This is a genomic window from Limnohabitans simekii (SeqCode), assembly GCF_965234735.1.
GTDB lineage: Bacteria > Pseudomonadota > Gammaproteobacteria > Burkholderiales > Burkholderiaceae_C > Limnohabitans > Limnohabitans simekii.
In genome coordinates this window covers 434,327-449,019 of sequence record NZ_OZ248541.1, presented here as the reverse complement: position 1 = coordinate 449,019, position 14,693 = coordinate 434,327, and the positions used below count along the sequence as shown (strand labels likewise).

Here is a 14,693-nt window from a genome sequence, read left to right as displayed (position 1 = left end):
TCTCCGAACAGGCGTTGAGGCCGAAAGGTATAGTTGAAAATTCGCAGTGTAGCTTTCCATCCCATGCCCATCTCCTCCCCTTCTCGGCCACAGCCTTCACAAGAACGCATTCAGTGGCTGAACCAAGCCAGCACGGCCGAAGCCCTGGCCTGGCTGGATGGGATTTACGAACACTCGCCCTGGGTGGCCGAACAGGCTTTGGCGCAGCGCCCGTTTCGCAGTTTGGCGCACTTGAAATGGGCCTTGGCGCACAGCGTCATGCAAGCCGACCCGACGCAGCAAATGGCGCTCATCAAGGCCCACCCCTTGCTGGCGGCCAAACCCAACCCGCACCTCACCAGCGAATCCAAACAAGAGCAACAAGTGGCGGGCTTGTGGCAAAGCACGCCAGCGCAAGCGGCCCAATTGCAAGCCCTGAACCAGGCCTACATCGCCAAATTCGGCTGGCCGTTCATCGTTGCGGTGCGCGGCCCACGCGGCAATGGCCTGACACCCCAGGCCATTTTGGACACCATGGCCTGGCGACTCCACCAATCTCCAGCGCTGGCATTCCAAGAAAATTTGCGGCAAATTCACCGCATCGCCGAACTGCGCTTGAACGAAAAATGCCAACAACACCCGGTCTTGGGCGGCGAAGTTTGGGATTGGCACGCATGGCTGGCGCAGTTCAGCGACCCGGGTTTCCAAGAGCACGGCCAACTCAGCGTCAGCTACCTGACCCCGGCGCACCAAGCCTGCGCCCAAACCATCGCCCTGGGCATGAGAGCCTGCGGTTTTGACGAAGTGACCATTGACGCGGTGGGCAATGTGGTGGGCCGCTACCACCCCGCCCAAGCAGACGCGCCTTATGTCCTTACCGGCAGCCATTACGACACGGTGCGCAATGGCGGTCAATACGACGGCCGCCTGGGCGTCTTTGTGCCCATGGCCTGTGTGCGCGAATGGGCCAGCCAAGGGCAACGCTTGCCTGTGGGCTTGGAAGTGGTGGCCTTTGCCGAAGAAGAAGGCCAGCGCTACAAAGCCACGTTTTTGGCGTCCTCCGCTTTGGTGGGCGACTTCAATCCCGTCTGGCTGGACCAACAAGACACCGCAGGCATCAGCATGCGTGAAGCCCTGCAAGCCGCTGGTCACAACCCGAAAGACATCCCGGCCCTGAAACGCGAGCCTTCAAAGTACCTGGGTTTTGTCGAAGTGCACATCGAACAAGGCCCGGTTTTGCATGCCTTGAACATGCCTTTGGGCATCGTCACCTCCATCAATGGCAGCGTGCGCTATGTGGTTGAACTGACCGGCACGGCCAGCCATGCAGGCACCAGCCCCATGGACCAACGGCACGACGCGGTGGCCGCCTTTGCCGAATGGGCGGTGTATGTGGAGCAACGCGCCCGCCAAGATGGCGACTCGGTGGCGACGGTGGGCATGTTGAACGTGCCGCAAGGTTCGATCAACGTGGTGCCCGGCTTGGTGCAGTTCAGCTTGGACATGCGGGCCCCCAGCGATGCCCAGCGCGACGCCTTGGCCACCGACATCTTGCACAAACTGCGCACAGTTTGTGCAGAGCGCAGCATCCATTTGAAGCTGGAAGAAACCGTGCGTGCCGCTGCCGCGCCCAGCGACCCGGGCTTGCAACGCCGTTGGGAAGAAGCGGTGTCTGGCCTGGGATTGCCGCTGCACCACCTGCCCAGCGGGGCAGGACACGACGCCATGAAGATGCACCAAGCCATGCCGCAAGCCATGTTGTTTGTGCGCGGGGAAAACCAGGGCATCAGCCACAACCCGCTGGAGAGCACCACGGCCGACGACATGCAGTTGGCGATCGAGGCTTTCGCGGCCTTGATGCAGGCCGTGTCACCGCGCTGAATCAGCGGTTTTTCAGGCTCTGCCACACCTGCTGTTCGTTGGACAAGCCTTCATCTGCCAAGCGCTGGTTGATTTGCGCATGGTCGCTCAAGGCGGCCAACTCCCGCATTTGGCTGAACAAGGTGCGGTAACGCGCCAAGGCATAGTCGGCATTGCTTTGGAGCAAGCTGGGGTGAAGCTCCACATTCGGAGGCTGCTGCTGGGCTTTCAAAGCTTCTTCCCGTTCTGCCCGCAGCTGGTCCGTGAAGGCCGACGACATGATGGCCGCTGGAATGGCAAACACACCGATGCCCACCAAGGCCAACAACACCGTCAGCAGCCGACCCGCTGGGGTGATGGGCGTGATGTCGCCATAGCCGACACTGGCCAAGGTCACCACCGCCCAATACATGGCTGTGGGAATGTCTTCAAACTTGTCAGGCTGGGCGCCGCGCTCGAGCAAGTAACCCATGGCGGCGGTGATGAACACCAGCATCATCATGATGAATGAAGAGGCCGCCAACACCGGCAATTCACGCCGAATCACCAAGAACATGGTTGAGGTGGATTTGTTGTAGCGGCTGAGCTTGAGCAAACGCGCCAAACGCACAATGCGCAAGAAGCGCAAATCAATCAGGTTGGCAAACAGAACTTCCAAAATGAACGGCAAGATGGACACCAAATCCACCAAGCCGCTGAACGAGGTGCCAAATTTCCATCGGGCTCGCATGGGTTGGGCTGTATCGTTTTCTGCCGACGCGTAAATGCGCAACAGGTATTCGATGGTGAACAGGCCAAAGGCCACGGAGTCAAGGATGAAAAAGTGGGTTTCAAAATTGGCGCGAATGCTGTCGACCGACTCCAAGACGATCGACAACGTGGACAGCGCGATCCAAAAAATCAAAAACAGGTCCACCATCAAGGGCAAGCCTTCTGGCTTGTTGTCCGAGGCGAACATCAAGGTATGCACTTTTTGGCGTCGCGTCATGCCCGCGGTTTGCTGCTTGAACTGCGCCAAGGCAGGCAACAAGGTGGCACTGACTTTGAAGATCCGCAACAGCCGCAACAGCCGCAGCAAGCGCAAGTCGAGGCTGACAATGCTGGCCAGGTAAAAGGGCGCAATCGCCAGCAGGTCGATGATGGCGTAGCGGCTGCCCATGAAGCGCAGCCGCGCGAATCTGGACTTGGCGAATTCGGGGTCAGCCGGCGCGGTCCACCACCGCAGCAGGTACTCCAGCGTGAACACGATGACCGACAGGGTTTCAAACGCGGCCAACTCGACGGCATAAGCGGCCTCGAAAGCATCTGCGGTTTCAAGCACCATTGCCAAGACGTTCAACAAAATCAATAAAGTTGACCAACGTGTCACGCTGGCATGCAGTCCTTGGGGATTTTGTTCATTGAACAGCAGGTCATAGACCTGCTGCTGCCAAGAAGGATGGGTGTGGGTTGAAGACTGCATAGGGTCAAATACCTTCACTCAAAAAATTTGGATGGTAGTTGAGACAACCACCCCCGAATGCCCAAACAAGTCACACGGACTCCAGCTGGGGCGGTTGCGGCAACTTTCATGGGTTTGGGCGGGTGGGTTTCCATGCTTGACAAGCGGCTTGTGGCCCATTTGTCGAACTGGCGCTGCCTCAAAATCAAATAAATTTAATATAAAAACATACATAAAAGATTAAAAATATATAAATATAGTAATTTGAGTTTAATCGGTTAAATACTGATCTTTTTTCATTTTTAATTGTTCTATCATGCCGTTCGATTTTATCAATTCAAAGGGGAATAAGCCCATGGCGAAGAACATCCGATTTGGAGAGTATGTACAGGCTGTCACTGTCGACTCGAACACCATCAGCTATGACAAGCTGATGCCCAAACCAAGACTTGACAAAAACGGCAAGGAAATCACCAGCAAACCGGAAAAGCTCAAGCTCTCCGGTGCGGACGTGATGAATGTGTTGAAACCCTATTTCAACACCCGCTTCATGGAGCAAGCCCGCGCAGTGGTGCCCCTGGCCCTGTTTTTGGCCTTGTTCCAGTACATCGTGCTCCAACGCTCCATCCAAGATGCCACGTTGATTGGCGGTGGTTTGATCGCCGTCATGATTGGCTTGATGATCTTCATGGAAGGTTTGAAGCTGGGCCTGATGCCTTTCGGGGACATCATCGGTAGCAAATTGCCGCAGAAACTCCCTCTGCCGGGCGTGTTGACCGTGGCCTTCTTGCTGGGCATTGGCTGTACCTACGCCGAACCCGCCATTGGCACCTTGCAAGTGGCTGGTTCGATTGTGGACCCCACCAAAGCGCCTTACCTCTACACCATGCTGAATGCGCATGCCCCCTACACCGTTTTGTTGGTGGGCTTGGGTGTGGGCGTGGCCGCGGTTTTGGGCACGGTTCGTTTCCTGTATGACTGGTCACTCAAGCCTCTGATCTTCATCGCCTTGGCACCTGGCGTGCTTTTGACCGCCTATTGCGCCATGGACCCCGAACTCGCCACCATCGTTGGCTTGGCATGGGACTGCGGTGCTGTGACCACCGGTCCAGTGACTGTGCCATTGGTTCTGGCGCTGGGCATTGGCGTGGCCAACTCGGGCGGCAAAAGCAGCGGTCAGTTGTCCGGTTTTGGCATTGTGACTTTGGCCTCCATTTTCCCGGTCGTGGCGGTGTTGAGCTTGGGCATCTACCTCAAGTTCACCTTGCCAGTCGCTGACATTTTGGCCGCGGCTGAAGCCTCCAAAGCCGCTGCAGCCGCAGCCACCAACCCCGCTTGGTACGAAGCCTCCCCTGGCTTGGACATCAAGATGGGCATCCAGGCCATCGTGCCTTTGGTGCTGTTTTTGTTGATCGTGTTGTTTGCGGTTCTGCGTGAAAAACTGCCCAACGCCTTCATCATCGTTGCCGGTTTGATCATGTGTGTATTGGGCATGTGCACCTTCAACGTCGGCCTGACCTACGGTTTGGCCGCCTTGGGCTCACAAACTGGTTCACTCATCCCCATCGCTTTCGTCAGCTTGGATGGCTCACCAGCCTTGTACTCACCAGCTGTTGGCATGTTCTTGGCTGCCGCCTTCGCCTGGTTCTTGGGCTATGCCGCCACCATGGCCGAGCCTGCCTTGAACGCCTTGGGCGTGACGGTGCAAAACCTGACCAACGGCTCCTTCAAGAAATCTATGCTGATGTATGCGGTTGCGATTGGCGTGGCCACCGGCATCATGTTGGGCGTGACCAAGCTGATCTTTGACTACAACTTGTTGTACATCTTGGTCCCCGGCTATCTCCTTGCTTTGGTCTTGACCTTGGTGTCATCAGAAGCCTTTGTGAATGTCGGCTGGGACAGTGCGGGTGTGACCACCGGACCGGTGACCGTGCCTTTGGTGCTGGCCATGGGCTTGGGCTTTGGCAAAGCGGTCGGCGCTTTGGAAGGCTTTGGCATCTTGGCTGCTGCCTCGATTGCACCTATTTGCTCGGTGCTCGCCTTGGGCGTGTACGTCGAGTGGAAAACAAAACGCGAGTTGTCCAAAGCACAAGCTGCTTGACAACCCATCCAAACAAACATTCTTAGAAATAGTCAAAGGGGAATTTCATGGCTACCAAACGCAAGGTTACAAATTTGACCGAGGTTGCGAACATCACATGTGTGATTCAAAAAGGCTTGGCCGATGGCGTCAACGCTTCTTTGTTGGATGTCGGCGTCCAGGGTGCCACCGTGCATTACGGCGTGGGCACCGGTGTGCGCGAGCGCATGGGCATCTTGGGTATTGCGGTGGACGTTGAGCGCGAAATCATGAGCGTGCTGGTCCCGATGGACCAAGTCGATCGCATCTTCGAACGGATTTTCTTGGCTGCCCATCTGGACATCCCTGGCAATGGCTACATTTTTGTCACGCCTTTGCTGCAAGCCGCCACCTACATCCCGCCGCATTTGCTCAACGACTGAGCAACACCACAGGAGTTGAACTGACATGAGCAACGAACACACAGAAGAAGCCGTGCTTGAAGACAAGCCTGTGGTGATTCCCAACATCACCTACACCCGCATGCTCACCTGCATTCTTTATGAAGGTGGCGCGGAAAAGGTGTTGGAGGAACTGCACCACAAAGGCGTGAATGAAGCCTATTACTACAACGTGCGCGGCAACCCGATTGGCCGCGCCTCACTGGCGGGTGACTTGCCTGAAATGCCCAAAACTGAAGTCTTGCATGCTGTGGTTTCTGCCGACCAGGCCGACTACATCTACAAATTCATCTACGAAGAGTTCAATTTGAACCAGCCCGGCATGGGTGTGATTTCGGTCAACCGATTGATCCGCTCCTCACCCAATGTGATGCCAGCCGATATGCAGTACGAAGCAGTCAGCTAACGCCAACACCACAGCAAGTCCATTCAAACATTTTTCAGGCGATCAACTGCCACCCCAACAAGGAGTCATCCATGAGCGAAGAAGTCAAAAACCGTATTCAGCGCAACAAACGTCTGATTTTTGATGCTGAAGCCTATGTTCAGTTCAACACAGCCCAAGTTCAATCCACCCGCAGTCGGGTGGAAGAAAACGTCACTGATGCAATGCAGGCCTACACCATCACAGCCTCTGGCAACCGTGAGTTGGTCATGCGCACTTTGGACGATGTGTACCGCAACCGCTTGGCGATGCTGGAAACACTCAAGCCAGCTTCGGATGCCGAAGAATTGTTCCAGCGCACCATGACCAACCGCGTGCGTTTGGAATACTTGGAAAACCGCTCTCGCATGAACCGCGAGATGCTCAAAGCCTCCGAAAGCATGATCGAAGCCATCAAGCAATTGCAAGCCGTGGCTGCCAACTACCACTCCATTTGCGAACGCATGCAAGAGCATGCCGATGAAATGGCCGACAAAAACGCCCAATGGTTTGACGGTGAACTGCTGCAGCTCATGCATGCTGCAACGACCACCAACAATGATGCCCGGGCCATGGAAAACTACGATCTGGTCACCGGTTTGCGCACCAATTCCTTGGAAAACCGCAAAACGATTCAACAAGTGGCGGCACACAGCGCCGACTTGGCGGAATCCTTGGGTGAACTGCAAGACAATGCCAACGAGCAGCGCGACGAACTGGTCAAGCTGCGCGAGAAGATTGATGCCAATCAAAACCGCGTAGCAGACTCCATGTTCGCCATGTAATTTCCCCTTCATGCAGGGTTTTAAAGAAGCAATCTTTCGAGATTGCTTCTTTTTTGTCTGACAATCCTGCATTGCCCATGAATTCAACGATGTCATCGCCAGTCAAAGCTTCCTTCCAAACCCGTCTGATGGAAATTTTGGACGGTTCACCCAAGCACACGGCCAGCCGTTATGTGGAATGGGTCATCACTGCGGTTGTGCTGATCAATTGCACGGCCGTGGTTCTTGATTCGGTTCCTGAAATCCACGCCAAATACCAAGCCTTCTTTCACACCCTCGAGTTTTGGAGTGTGATGTTTTTCACTGTTGAATACCTGTCTCGTGTCTGGTCCTTGGGTGCCAAGTACGCTCCCACCGAAGGCGGCGCTTGGAAAGGCCGATTTCAGTACATCTTCAGCACGTATGGTTTGGTGGACTTCTTTGCCACCATGCCCTACTACCTGCATTTCTTCTTTCCCTATATTGATTTGCGCATCTTGCGTGTGCTTCGTTTGTTGCGGCTTTTGAAGCTCACCAAATACAACACAGCCCTGCAAGACTTGTTTCGGGCGGTGTATTCAGAGCGCAAGGCCTTTGGCTCGGCGGTGTTCTTGATCACGATCGCCACCATCGTGTCTGCCTCCTTGATGCATGTGGCCGAAGGTCGTCTCAATCCGAAAGACTTCGGCACCATTCCGCATTCAATCTACTGGGCCATCGTCAGCATCACCTCGGGCTACGGCAATGTGGAGCCCTTGACCAAAGCGGGCGAAGTCATTGCACTGGTCACCGGCTTCATTGGTGTGTGCATGGCCGCCATCATGACCGGTATCGTGGCCTCGGCGTTTGCCAACCAAGTGGCCCGCAAAAAGGCCGCTTTTGAAGCCCAATTGCGTGAGGTGTTTGAAGATGGGTTGATGTCCGATGCCGAAGAAGCCAGTCTGAAACGTCTGCAAACCCAATACCGTTTGACCGATGAGCAAGTGCAAGCCATGTTGTTGCGTGCGCAAAATAAATCCGCATCCAAGGGATGACCCTCGCCATGCCCCAATCTCGCCTCCACCTGACCCCCTACCAACGCGTGAGACACCGCGCCTATGAAATCATGGAAGGCGCTGTGGTTGACAAGTACAGCCGTTCCATCGAGGTGTTTGTGGCCACCCTGGTGGTGACCAACGTGATCGCCATCATTTTGGAATCCGTGCCTGAAATTCTGCAACCCCATGCGGCTGCTTTTCATGCCTTTGATGTTTTCAGCGTCGCGGTGTTCACCTTGGAATACCTGCTGCGGGTTTGGTCTTGCGGCGCCAAATACGATATTGGTAAACCAGCCACCCCCAACGGCCAAGCCCCTGGCAGTTGGCGCGGTCGAAAAGAATACGTGTTCAGCTTTTACGGCATCGTTGACTTCGTCAGCACCGTGCCGTTTTATTTGCAACTCTTGTTCCCAGCGGCCGATCTGCGTGTGCTGCGCTTGTTCCGTTTGCTGCGTATTTTCAAACTCTCGCGCTACAACAGCGCTTTTGAGGACATCGTGGCCGCCGTCAAAGCCGAACGCGACTCTTTTTCATCGGCTGTGTTTTTGCTGTTCATCAGCTGCATGTTGTTCTCCTCGCTGATTTACATCGTCGAAGGCCATGCCCAACCCGATGTGTTCCCATCAATTCCTGCAGCCATGCACTGGTTTTCGGTCACCATCATTGCAGGTTGGGGCAATGTGGAACCCGTGACTTACTTTGGCACCGTCTTGGTGATTTGCACCCAAATTTTGTCGATCGCCTTGGCCGCGATCTTGACCGGTGTGGTCGCCTCTGCTTACACCGCCCAAGTCGAGCGCCGCGAAGCGCTTTACGAAATGGAGCTGCGCGAGGTGCTGGCCGATGGCGTGGTGACCGAGGAGGAACAAGAACACCTGAAAGCCTTGCAAGCCAAATTTGGCATGTCCGATGACCAAGTGGCCGCCCTGGTGGCGCAAATGGAAGATGAAAAACGCGTGGCCGATTCCAAAAACTAAGCCCATTTAAAAGCTCACATGAAACCTCGATTTTTACGTCGCCTCCTCGACTACGGCCTGCTGGCCTTGGGTCCATTGTGGGTGGCCGTCGCCATGTATGCCTTGGCCAGAGGTGAGGCCTGGGCGCTGTCTTGGAACCGCGTGCTGTTCGAACACAACCCCTATTGGTTGTTGCTGGTCATGCCGGTCGGTTTTGCGCTCATTCGCTACGCCACCATGAAGCTGGCGCCGCAAGCAGGCGGCAGTGGCATTCCCCAAGCCATGGCGGTGATTCACATGGGACGGGTTCGGTCCTTTCTGAAAACCCTGATCTCGCCTGTGCAAGCGGTGTTCAAAACCATTTTGGTGATTCTGGGCATGTTGTGTGGCGCCTCCATTGGCCGCGAGGGCCCGGCGGTGCAAATTGGTGCGGCCATCATGGCTGGCTGGGGCTTGAAGGCGGTGCGGCGTGTGCGGATCGACCCCCGCACCTTGGTCATCATTGGCGGGGCAGCGGGTTTGGCATCGGCCTTCACCACGCCGCTGGCCGGGGCGATGTACGCCTTTGAAGAACTCGGGTCACGCCGCTACTTCCGCTCGCGTTCCTTTGCCCTGTTGTGCATCATCGCCTCCGCTTGGATCAGCTATCGATTGTTTGATGGCTATTCACCCTTGGCATTGAATGTTCCTGAGCCAAGTCTGCCAACCGCGGGGGTGTTGTTGCTCACTTGTGCTGTCTGTGGTTTGTTGGCAGGCGCCATGACTTGGCTCATGGGCACGGGTTTGCCGCGCATCCTGCCGACCACGCGCACCCCTTTGCAAGCAGCGGGTTTGGCAGCCGCCATCGGTTTGTTGCTCGCCATCTTGGCCATCGCCTGCCAAGGCCTGACCTTGGGCAGTGGCAATGATGTGGCTTACCAAATGCTCAACCTCAGCCCTGAACACGCCAACACCATGGGCTTTGGGTTGATGAAATGGTTGTCAACCACTTTGAGCTTTGCCACAGGCATACCCGGCGGCATCTTGGCCCCGTCCCTGTCCATCGGTGCTGGCATTGGGCAAGACCTGTCTGTTTATTTCGTTGGTGGCAACGACCGCGTGTTTTTGATTGCGGCCGGTATGGCGGCTTTCTTGGCCGGGGTCATTCAAGCGCCCTTGACCGCCACCTTGGTGGTGGTGGAGATGACCGGCATGTACGACCACATTCTGGCCATGCTGATGATGAGCTTTGGCGCCACTTGGGTGGCGCGTTTGATTTGCCCCACCAGTTTGTATGTCACGCTGATGAACAAACTCATTCCCGTTCCCCCGCCTCGTCAACCCTGATACACACCAAGGAGTACCAACATGGCTGTCAATCTCAGAGAGGAATTGCAACACCCCACCACCCCGCTGGGCAAGCAGTACTTGTCATTGGTGCTGTTCACCATTGTGGTTTCAGTCTTGTTTTTGTTTTTCAGTCTGGAGTTGCCACAAGCCTTTCACCACAGCCAAACCTGGGTGATGTGGTTTGAGCTGTTTTTCTTGGTGGTGTTTTCCATTGATTTCTTGCTTCGTGTGGCGACCCAACCACTGACAGACGCCAAGAATTTCATCTTGCTGGTGTTTGATTTGCTGGCCATTGTGCCGTCTGCCTTGGTGGTGATGGCCTATTGGGGTTTGATGCCAGAGCAGCACCTGGAGATTTTGGGCTTGCTGCGCTTGTTCCGTCTTTTGCGGGTCCTGCAGCTGTTGCGCATGAGCAGTTTGCTGACCGAAATTTTGGGCATCTCCGTCTTCAGCTTGGTGTTTGGCAACATGGCGGCCCACTTGGGTTTGCGGGTGTTGGTGAGCTCGGTGGATAAGACCCTGCAACTCAATATTTACCAATACATTGAGCGCCCCATTTTGTTGTTGGCGGTCACCGCTGTGGGTTCGGTCATGGGCATTGCATTGGCCATCACCTTTGGTGTGGTCAACCGCAAGCGGGACTTGATCACGGAAATGCACAGAACCACCATGGATGCGGTGGACAACTTTGAGCGCGATTTCAAGGATGTGTTTGAAAACGTCACCCCAGAGCAACGCACTGCCATTTTTGGCACCTTCCGCAAAGACATGGCCAGCTTTGTCAAGAGCAAACTGTCCTACGACGCCATGAGAAGCAGCGCAGACACCTTCCTCAGCCAAGTTCGCGCCGTGGTCAAAACACGACCCAGCATGGATGTGCCGTTTCACGCGGTGCTGGTGCAGCGGGTGTCGGGTCTGCTGACCACCACGCAAATCACCTTTCCTGCGGCTTTTTATGGCTGGTTGGGTTTGCTGGCCAACCTGTATTTTGTGTTGGTCATGATGGCCACGCCGGGCATCACGGGTTTGTTTGTGCAGCTGCTGGTGATCTTTGTCTTCCAAGGCTTGTTGATGATCATCAAAGACATGGACTACCCCTTGGACTTGGATGGCACCATGTTTAACTCCAAGATCATCGACTGATCTGATCCATCCCAGGCCTTTGGTGGGCAAGCTTCGGGCTTGCCCTTTTTCATCACCCCAACTATTCACATGCAAACAATTTCCTCAAGCACCCCCCTGACTGGCTGGCGGCTCCACGCCTACACGATCATTTTTGAAGCCGATACGCTGTGGGGCCGGCGGTTTGACATTGCCTTGATCTGGTGTATTTTCTTGAGTGTTTTGGTGGTGATGGCTGACAGCGTTCAAGGTCTGCACAATGGGTTTCGCACACCTTTTTTAGTGGCTGAATGGTTCTTCACCATTTTGTTCACCGCTGAGTATGTGATTCGCCTGCTGTGCCATCCGAGGCCGTGGATTTATGCGCGCAGTTTTTTTGGTGTGATCGATTTGCTGGCTTTGTTGCCCACCTACTTGGCGTTGTTTTTTCCTGAGCTTTATGCACTGATGGACGTGCGGGTGATGCGCTTGTTGCGCATCTTCAGGGTGCTGAAGATGCCCGGCTATGTGGCTGAATACCAATGGCTGGTGCTGGCCTTGGGTGACAGCCGCCGAAAAATCATGGTTTTCCTGTCCTTTGTGATGCTGCTGGTGATCATCGTTGGCAGTTTGATGTATGTGATTGAGGGGCCGAACAATGGCTTCACCAGCATTCCTACCTCGATTTACTGGGCCATCACCACCGTGACCACGGTGGGGTTTGGTGACATCACTGCCAAAACTGACTTGGGGCGGTTCGTCGCATCGGTCTTGATGTTGATCGGTTGGGGCACCCTGGCCGTTCCCACCGGCATTGTGACGGCCGAGATGGCGCTGCACTACCGGGGCGAACATTTGTCGGACCATGTCACCACCCGCAGTTGCCATGAATGCTTGACCGAGGGTCACATGGCGTCAGCTGTTCACTGCCACAAGTGTGGCGCGAAATTGCCCGCTTATTTGCATAGCTGACAATAGGCGCTCCAACCAGAACATGGTTCGCCCAGAACAAGGTCCTTGACCCCACCGGAGACAGCCATGAACGACATGAGCACAACATTGATTCTGTGGGCCGCCCTGTTGGGCGCGATTGCAGCGGGCTCCATGGTGTTGGGGGCGATTGTCGGTATCACCACGCCGATGTCGAACAACACCGTGGGGGCCATGGCCGGTTTTGGTGCCGGGGCCCTCATCTCTGCGCTGGCCATTGAACTGGTGGCGCCCACGGTGCAAGCCCTGTCCAATGCCGAGCCGTCCCAACGGAGTGCTGAAATGGGTCACATGGTGGCGATGCTGCTGGGCATGATGGGCGGCGGTTTGCTGTTCCTGCTGCTCGACCAACTCCTGAGTGCCCATGGCGGCTATTTGCGCAAAGGCGCTTATGTGCTGGCCCAGCACACGAAGAACAAACACCAACAACAAGTCGAGCTGATCCAGTCGATTGGCAGTTCCTCGTTTTTCAACAGCATGTCACCGGCCTTGATGCAGGAGTTGATCAAGTTGCTGCACCCCAAGTTTTTGGTGGAAGGCGAAACCCTGTTTAACATCGGTGACGCTTCCAACGAGCTCTACATCGTGCGCAACGGCAGCTTGCGTTTGTCGCACAGCGACGGCACGGGCCACGCTGCGGACCGTGGCGACCTGGTTGGCGAGGTCTCGTTCTTGGGACACCAAGCCCACAGCACCATCGCCGTGGCCGAACATGGCCCGGCCGAGTTGTTGGTCTTGCACAAATCCCAGTACGAGGCGTTTGCCCGCAACCACCCCGAGTTCGCAGCCTCGGTGCGCGAATTGGCCAGCCAACGCATTTCAGAAAACCGACGCCAAGTGGACGAAGCCACCCATGCGAAACAAGAATGGGCCGACTTGGCGATTCAAGCCTTGCGCAGCAACGGCAGCACCTTGCCCACGCCCACCGACCTGAGCAGCATGAAAGACGAACACAACAATGCGGGTATGGCAATTTGGCTGGGCAATTTGTTGGACGTGATCCCCGAGAGTTTTGTGATTGGCACGGTCATGCTGTCGCTGGTGGCCGCCAAAACCGCGGCGGGTGTGCCGCTGACTTTCATGGAAGTGATGCCCCTGACCTTGGTCGGCGCCTTGTTATTGGCCAATTTTCCTGAAGCCTTGTCTGCCAGTGTCAACATGAAGCACCAAGGATTCACCACTTTCAAAATCATCATGTTGTGGTCGGTGCTGACCGTGATTTGCGCTTTGGGTGCGGCCTTTGGTGCCTATGTGGGTGAGTCGATTCCGCACAGCGCCATGATCGTGGTGGAAGGCATTGCTGCAGGGGCCATGCTGACCATGATTGGCTCGGCCATGTTGCCCGAAGCTGCCCACTTGTCCACGCCCAACATGGCGGGCTTTTCCACCCTGGTGGGATTTGTCTGCGCCGTGGGTTTCAAATTATTGGAATGAAACGCTGAATGTCTTGGCTGGCCAAACTTGATGTGGATTACAGCGTTGAAGACCAGCGTTGCGTCGCCCGCCATCTGCACGAAGGCCCACTGCGGATTCTGAAAAGCCTCTACCCCGAAGGCGATGCGGTGTGCCACAACATCTTGGTGCACCCGCCCAGTGGCTTGGTGGGGGGTGACGAACTGCGCATTGGTTTGAACCTGCAAGCCCATGCCCACGCCTTGATCACCACGCCTGGGGCGACGCGTTTTTACGGCTCGGATGGCCTCACCGCCTCGCAACAGGTGCAGGCCACTTTGGCCGACCACGCACGTTTGGAATGGCTGCCCTTGGAAGCCCTGGCCTACAGCGGTTGCCAAGCGCACAACCAGGTGGTGTTCAAGCTCGCACCGCACAGCCAATTGATCGCCTGGGACATCACGGCACTGGGCTTGCCGCATGCCCATCAGCCTTTTGTGCAAGGCCAGTTTCAACAGCATTTGGAAATTGAAGGGGTTTGGTTGGAACGCGGCTGTATACGCGCCGACGACCAGCGTTTGCTGCACAGCCCTTTGGGACTGAATGGCCACAGTGGCCAAGCCACTTTGTGGTTGGCGCAAGGCAGCGACATGGCCGACGATGAACGCGCCCGGGTTCTGCACATGGCGCGTGAGGTCTGTGAAGCGCACAGTCTGCGTTTGCAAGCCGGGGTCAGCTCACCCAACCCGCGTGTGGTGGTGTTGCGGGTCTTGTCCGATCAACTCGAGCCCGCGGTGGACTTGCTGAAAAAGGTCTGGCTGCAGTGGCGCAGCCAGGTGTGGGGTATGCCTGCGGTGGCACCGCGCATTTGGGCCATGTGACTGCTTGAAAGGCTTG

Annotated in this window: 13 protein-coding genes; 12 read left to right on the top strand and 1 reads right to left on the bottom strand. The window is 55.9% G+C overall.

Going from position 1 to position 14,693, the window contains the following annotated elements:
• The first annotated feature begins 63 nt into the window (after positions 1-63).
• Complete coding sequence (gene uraD, locus AC8GFP_RS06295; RefSeq protein WP_506611348.1) at positions 64-1,860, top strand: 2-oxo-4-hydroxy-4-carboxy-5-ureidoimidazoline decarboxylase; 1,797 nt, start codon at positions 64-66, stop codon at positions 1,858-1,860.
• A gap of 1 nt (position 1,861) precedes the next feature.
• Here the strand turns inward: uraD and AC8GFP_RS06290 are convergent, their stop codons facing one another.
• Complete coding sequence (locus AC8GFP_RS06290; protein ID WP_506611346.1) at positions 1,862-3,301, bottom strand: ion transporter; 1,440 nt, start codon at positions 3,299-3,301, stop codon at positions 1,862-1,864.
• 334 nt (positions 3,302-3,635) lie between these two features.
• Here AC8GFP_RS06290 and AC8GFP_RS06285 point away from each other — a divergent pair, with 334 nt between their 5' ends.
• The 11 genes from AC8GFP_RS06285 (at position 3,636) to AC8GFP_RS06235 (ending at position 14,677) form a co-directional block, all read left to right on the top strand.
• Complete coding sequence (locus tag AC8GFP_RS06285; protein ID WP_506611344.1) at positions 3,636-5,384, top strand: DUF1538 domain-containing protein; 1,749 nt, start codon at positions 3,636-3,638, stop codon at positions 5,382-5,384.
• 47 nt (positions 5,385-5,431) lie between these two features.
• Positions 5,432-5,785, top strand: a complete 354-nt coding sequence (locus tag AC8GFP_RS06280) for a P-II family nitrogen regulator (RefSeq protein WP_506611343.1) — start codon at positions 5,432-5,434, stop codon at positions 5,783-5,785.
• A gap of 25 nt (positions 5,786-5,810) precedes the next feature.
• The gene (locus tag AC8GFP_RS06275; RefSeq protein ID WP_506611341.1) at positions 5,811-6,209 is read left to right on the top strand and encodes a hypothetical protein; all 399 of its coding nucleotides are present in this window, start codon (positions 5,811-5,813) and stop codon (positions 6,207-6,209) included.
• Between the two features lie 71 nt (positions 6,210-6,280).
• Positions 6,281-7,012, top strand: a complete 732-nt coding sequence (locus tag AC8GFP_RS06270) for a hypothetical protein (RefSeq protein WP_506611339.1) — start codon at positions 6,281-6,283, stop codon at positions 7,010-7,012.
• Positions 7,013-7,089: 77 nt separating this feature from the next.
• Positions 7,090-8,025 (top strand): ion transporter, encoded by a 936-nt coding sequence (locus AC8GFP_RS06265; RefSeq protein ID WP_506611337.1) that lies wholly within the window; start codon positions 7,090-7,092, stop codon positions 8,023-8,025.
• An 8-nt stretch (positions 8,026-8,033) separates the two neighbouring features.
• On the top strand, positions 8,034-9,005 hold the full coding sequence (locus AC8GFP_RS06260) for an ion transporter (RefSeq protein WP_506611335.1): 972 nt from the start codon (positions 8,034-8,036) through the stop codon (positions 9,003-9,005).
• Positions 9,006-9,023: 18 nt separating this feature from the next.
• Positions 9,024-10,310, top strand: coding sequence for a chloride channel protein (locus AC8GFP_RS06255; protein WP_506611334.1), 1,287 nt, complete (start codon positions 9,024-9,026; stop codon positions 10,308-10,310).
• Between the two features lie 21 nt (positions 10,311-10,331).
• Positions 10,332-11,456, top strand: a complete 1,125-nt coding sequence (locus AC8GFP_RS06250; protein WP_506611333.1) for an ion transporter — start codon at positions 10,332-10,334, stop codon at positions 11,454-11,456.
• Positions 11,457-11,525: 69 nt separating this feature from the next.
• The gene (locus tag AC8GFP_RS06245; RefSeq protein ID WP_506611331.1) at positions 11,526-12,386 is read left to right on the top strand and encodes an ion transporter; all 861 of its coding nucleotides are present in this window, start codon (positions 11,526-11,528) and stop codon (positions 12,384-12,386) included.
• 66 nt (positions 12,387-12,452) lie between these two features.
• Positions 12,453-13,838, top strand: a complete 1,386-nt coding sequence (locus AC8GFP_RS06240) for a cyclic nucleotide-binding domain-containing protein (protein WP_506611329.1) — start codon at positions 12,453-12,455, stop codon at positions 13,836-13,838.
• Between the two features lie 8 nt (positions 13,839-13,846).
• Positions 13,847-14,677, top strand: coding sequence for an urease accessory protein UreD (locus tag AC8GFP_RS06235; RefSeq protein ID WP_506611327.1), 831 nt, complete (start codon positions 13,847-13,849; stop codon positions 14,675-14,677).
• Positions 14,678-14,693 lie beyond the last annotated feature (16 nt).

What these genes read in the sequence shown, in the direction of transcription:
- uraD (WP_506611348.1), top strand. Translation starts at nt 64, where the DNA reads ATGCCCATCTCCTCCCCTTCTCGGCCACAGCCTTCACAAGAACGCATT.
- AC8GFP_RS06290 (WP_506611346.1), bottom strand. Translation starts at nt 3,301, where the DNA reads ATGCAGTCTTCAACCCACACCCATCCTTCTTGGCAGCAGCAGGTCTAT.
- AC8GFP_RS06285 (WP_506611344.1), top strand. Translation starts at nt 3,636, where the DNA reads ATGGCGAAGAACATCCGATTTGGAGAGTATGTACAGGCTGTCACTGTC.
- AC8GFP_RS06280 (WP_506611343.1), top strand. Translation starts at nt 5,432, where the DNA reads ATGGCTACCAAACGCAAGGTTACAAATTTGACCGAGGTTGCGAACATC.
- AC8GFP_RS06275 (WP_506611341.1), top strand. Translation starts at nt 5,811, where the DNA reads ATGAGCAACGAACACACAGAAGAAGCCGTGCTTGAAGACAAGCCTGTG.
- AC8GFP_RS06270 (WP_506611339.1), top strand. Translation starts at nt 6,281, where the DNA reads ATGAGCGAAGAAGTCAAAAACCGTATTCAGCGCAACAAACGTCTGATT.
- AC8GFP_RS06265 (WP_506611337.1), top strand. Translation starts at nt 7,090, where the DNA reads ATGAATTCAACGATGTCATCGCCAGTCAAAGCTTCCTTCCAAACCCGT.
- AC8GFP_RS06260 (WP_506611335.1), top strand. Translation starts at nt 8,034, where the DNA reads ATGCCCCAATCTCGCCTCCACCTGACCCCCTACCAACGCGTGAGACAC.
- AC8GFP_RS06255 (WP_506611334.1), top strand. Translation starts at nt 9,024, where the DNA reads ATGAAACCTCGATTTTTACGTCGCCTCCTCGACTACGGCCTGCTGGCC.
- AC8GFP_RS06250 (WP_506611333.1), top strand. Translation starts at nt 10,332, where the DNA reads ATGGCTGTCAATCTCAGAGAGGAATTGCAACACCCCACCACCCCGCTG.
- AC8GFP_RS06245 (WP_506611331.1), top strand. Translation starts at nt 11,526, where the DNA reads ATGCAAACAATTTCCTCAAGCACCCCCCTGACTGGCTGGCGGCTCCAC.
- AC8GFP_RS06240 (WP_506611329.1), top strand. Translation starts at nt 12,453, where the DNA reads ATGAACGACATGAGCACAACATTGATTCTGTGGGCCGCCCTGTTGGGC.
- AC8GFP_RS06235 (WP_506611327.1), top strand. Translation starts at nt 13,847, where the DNA reads ATGTCTTGGCTGGCCAAACTTGATGTGGATTACAGCGTTGAAGACCAG.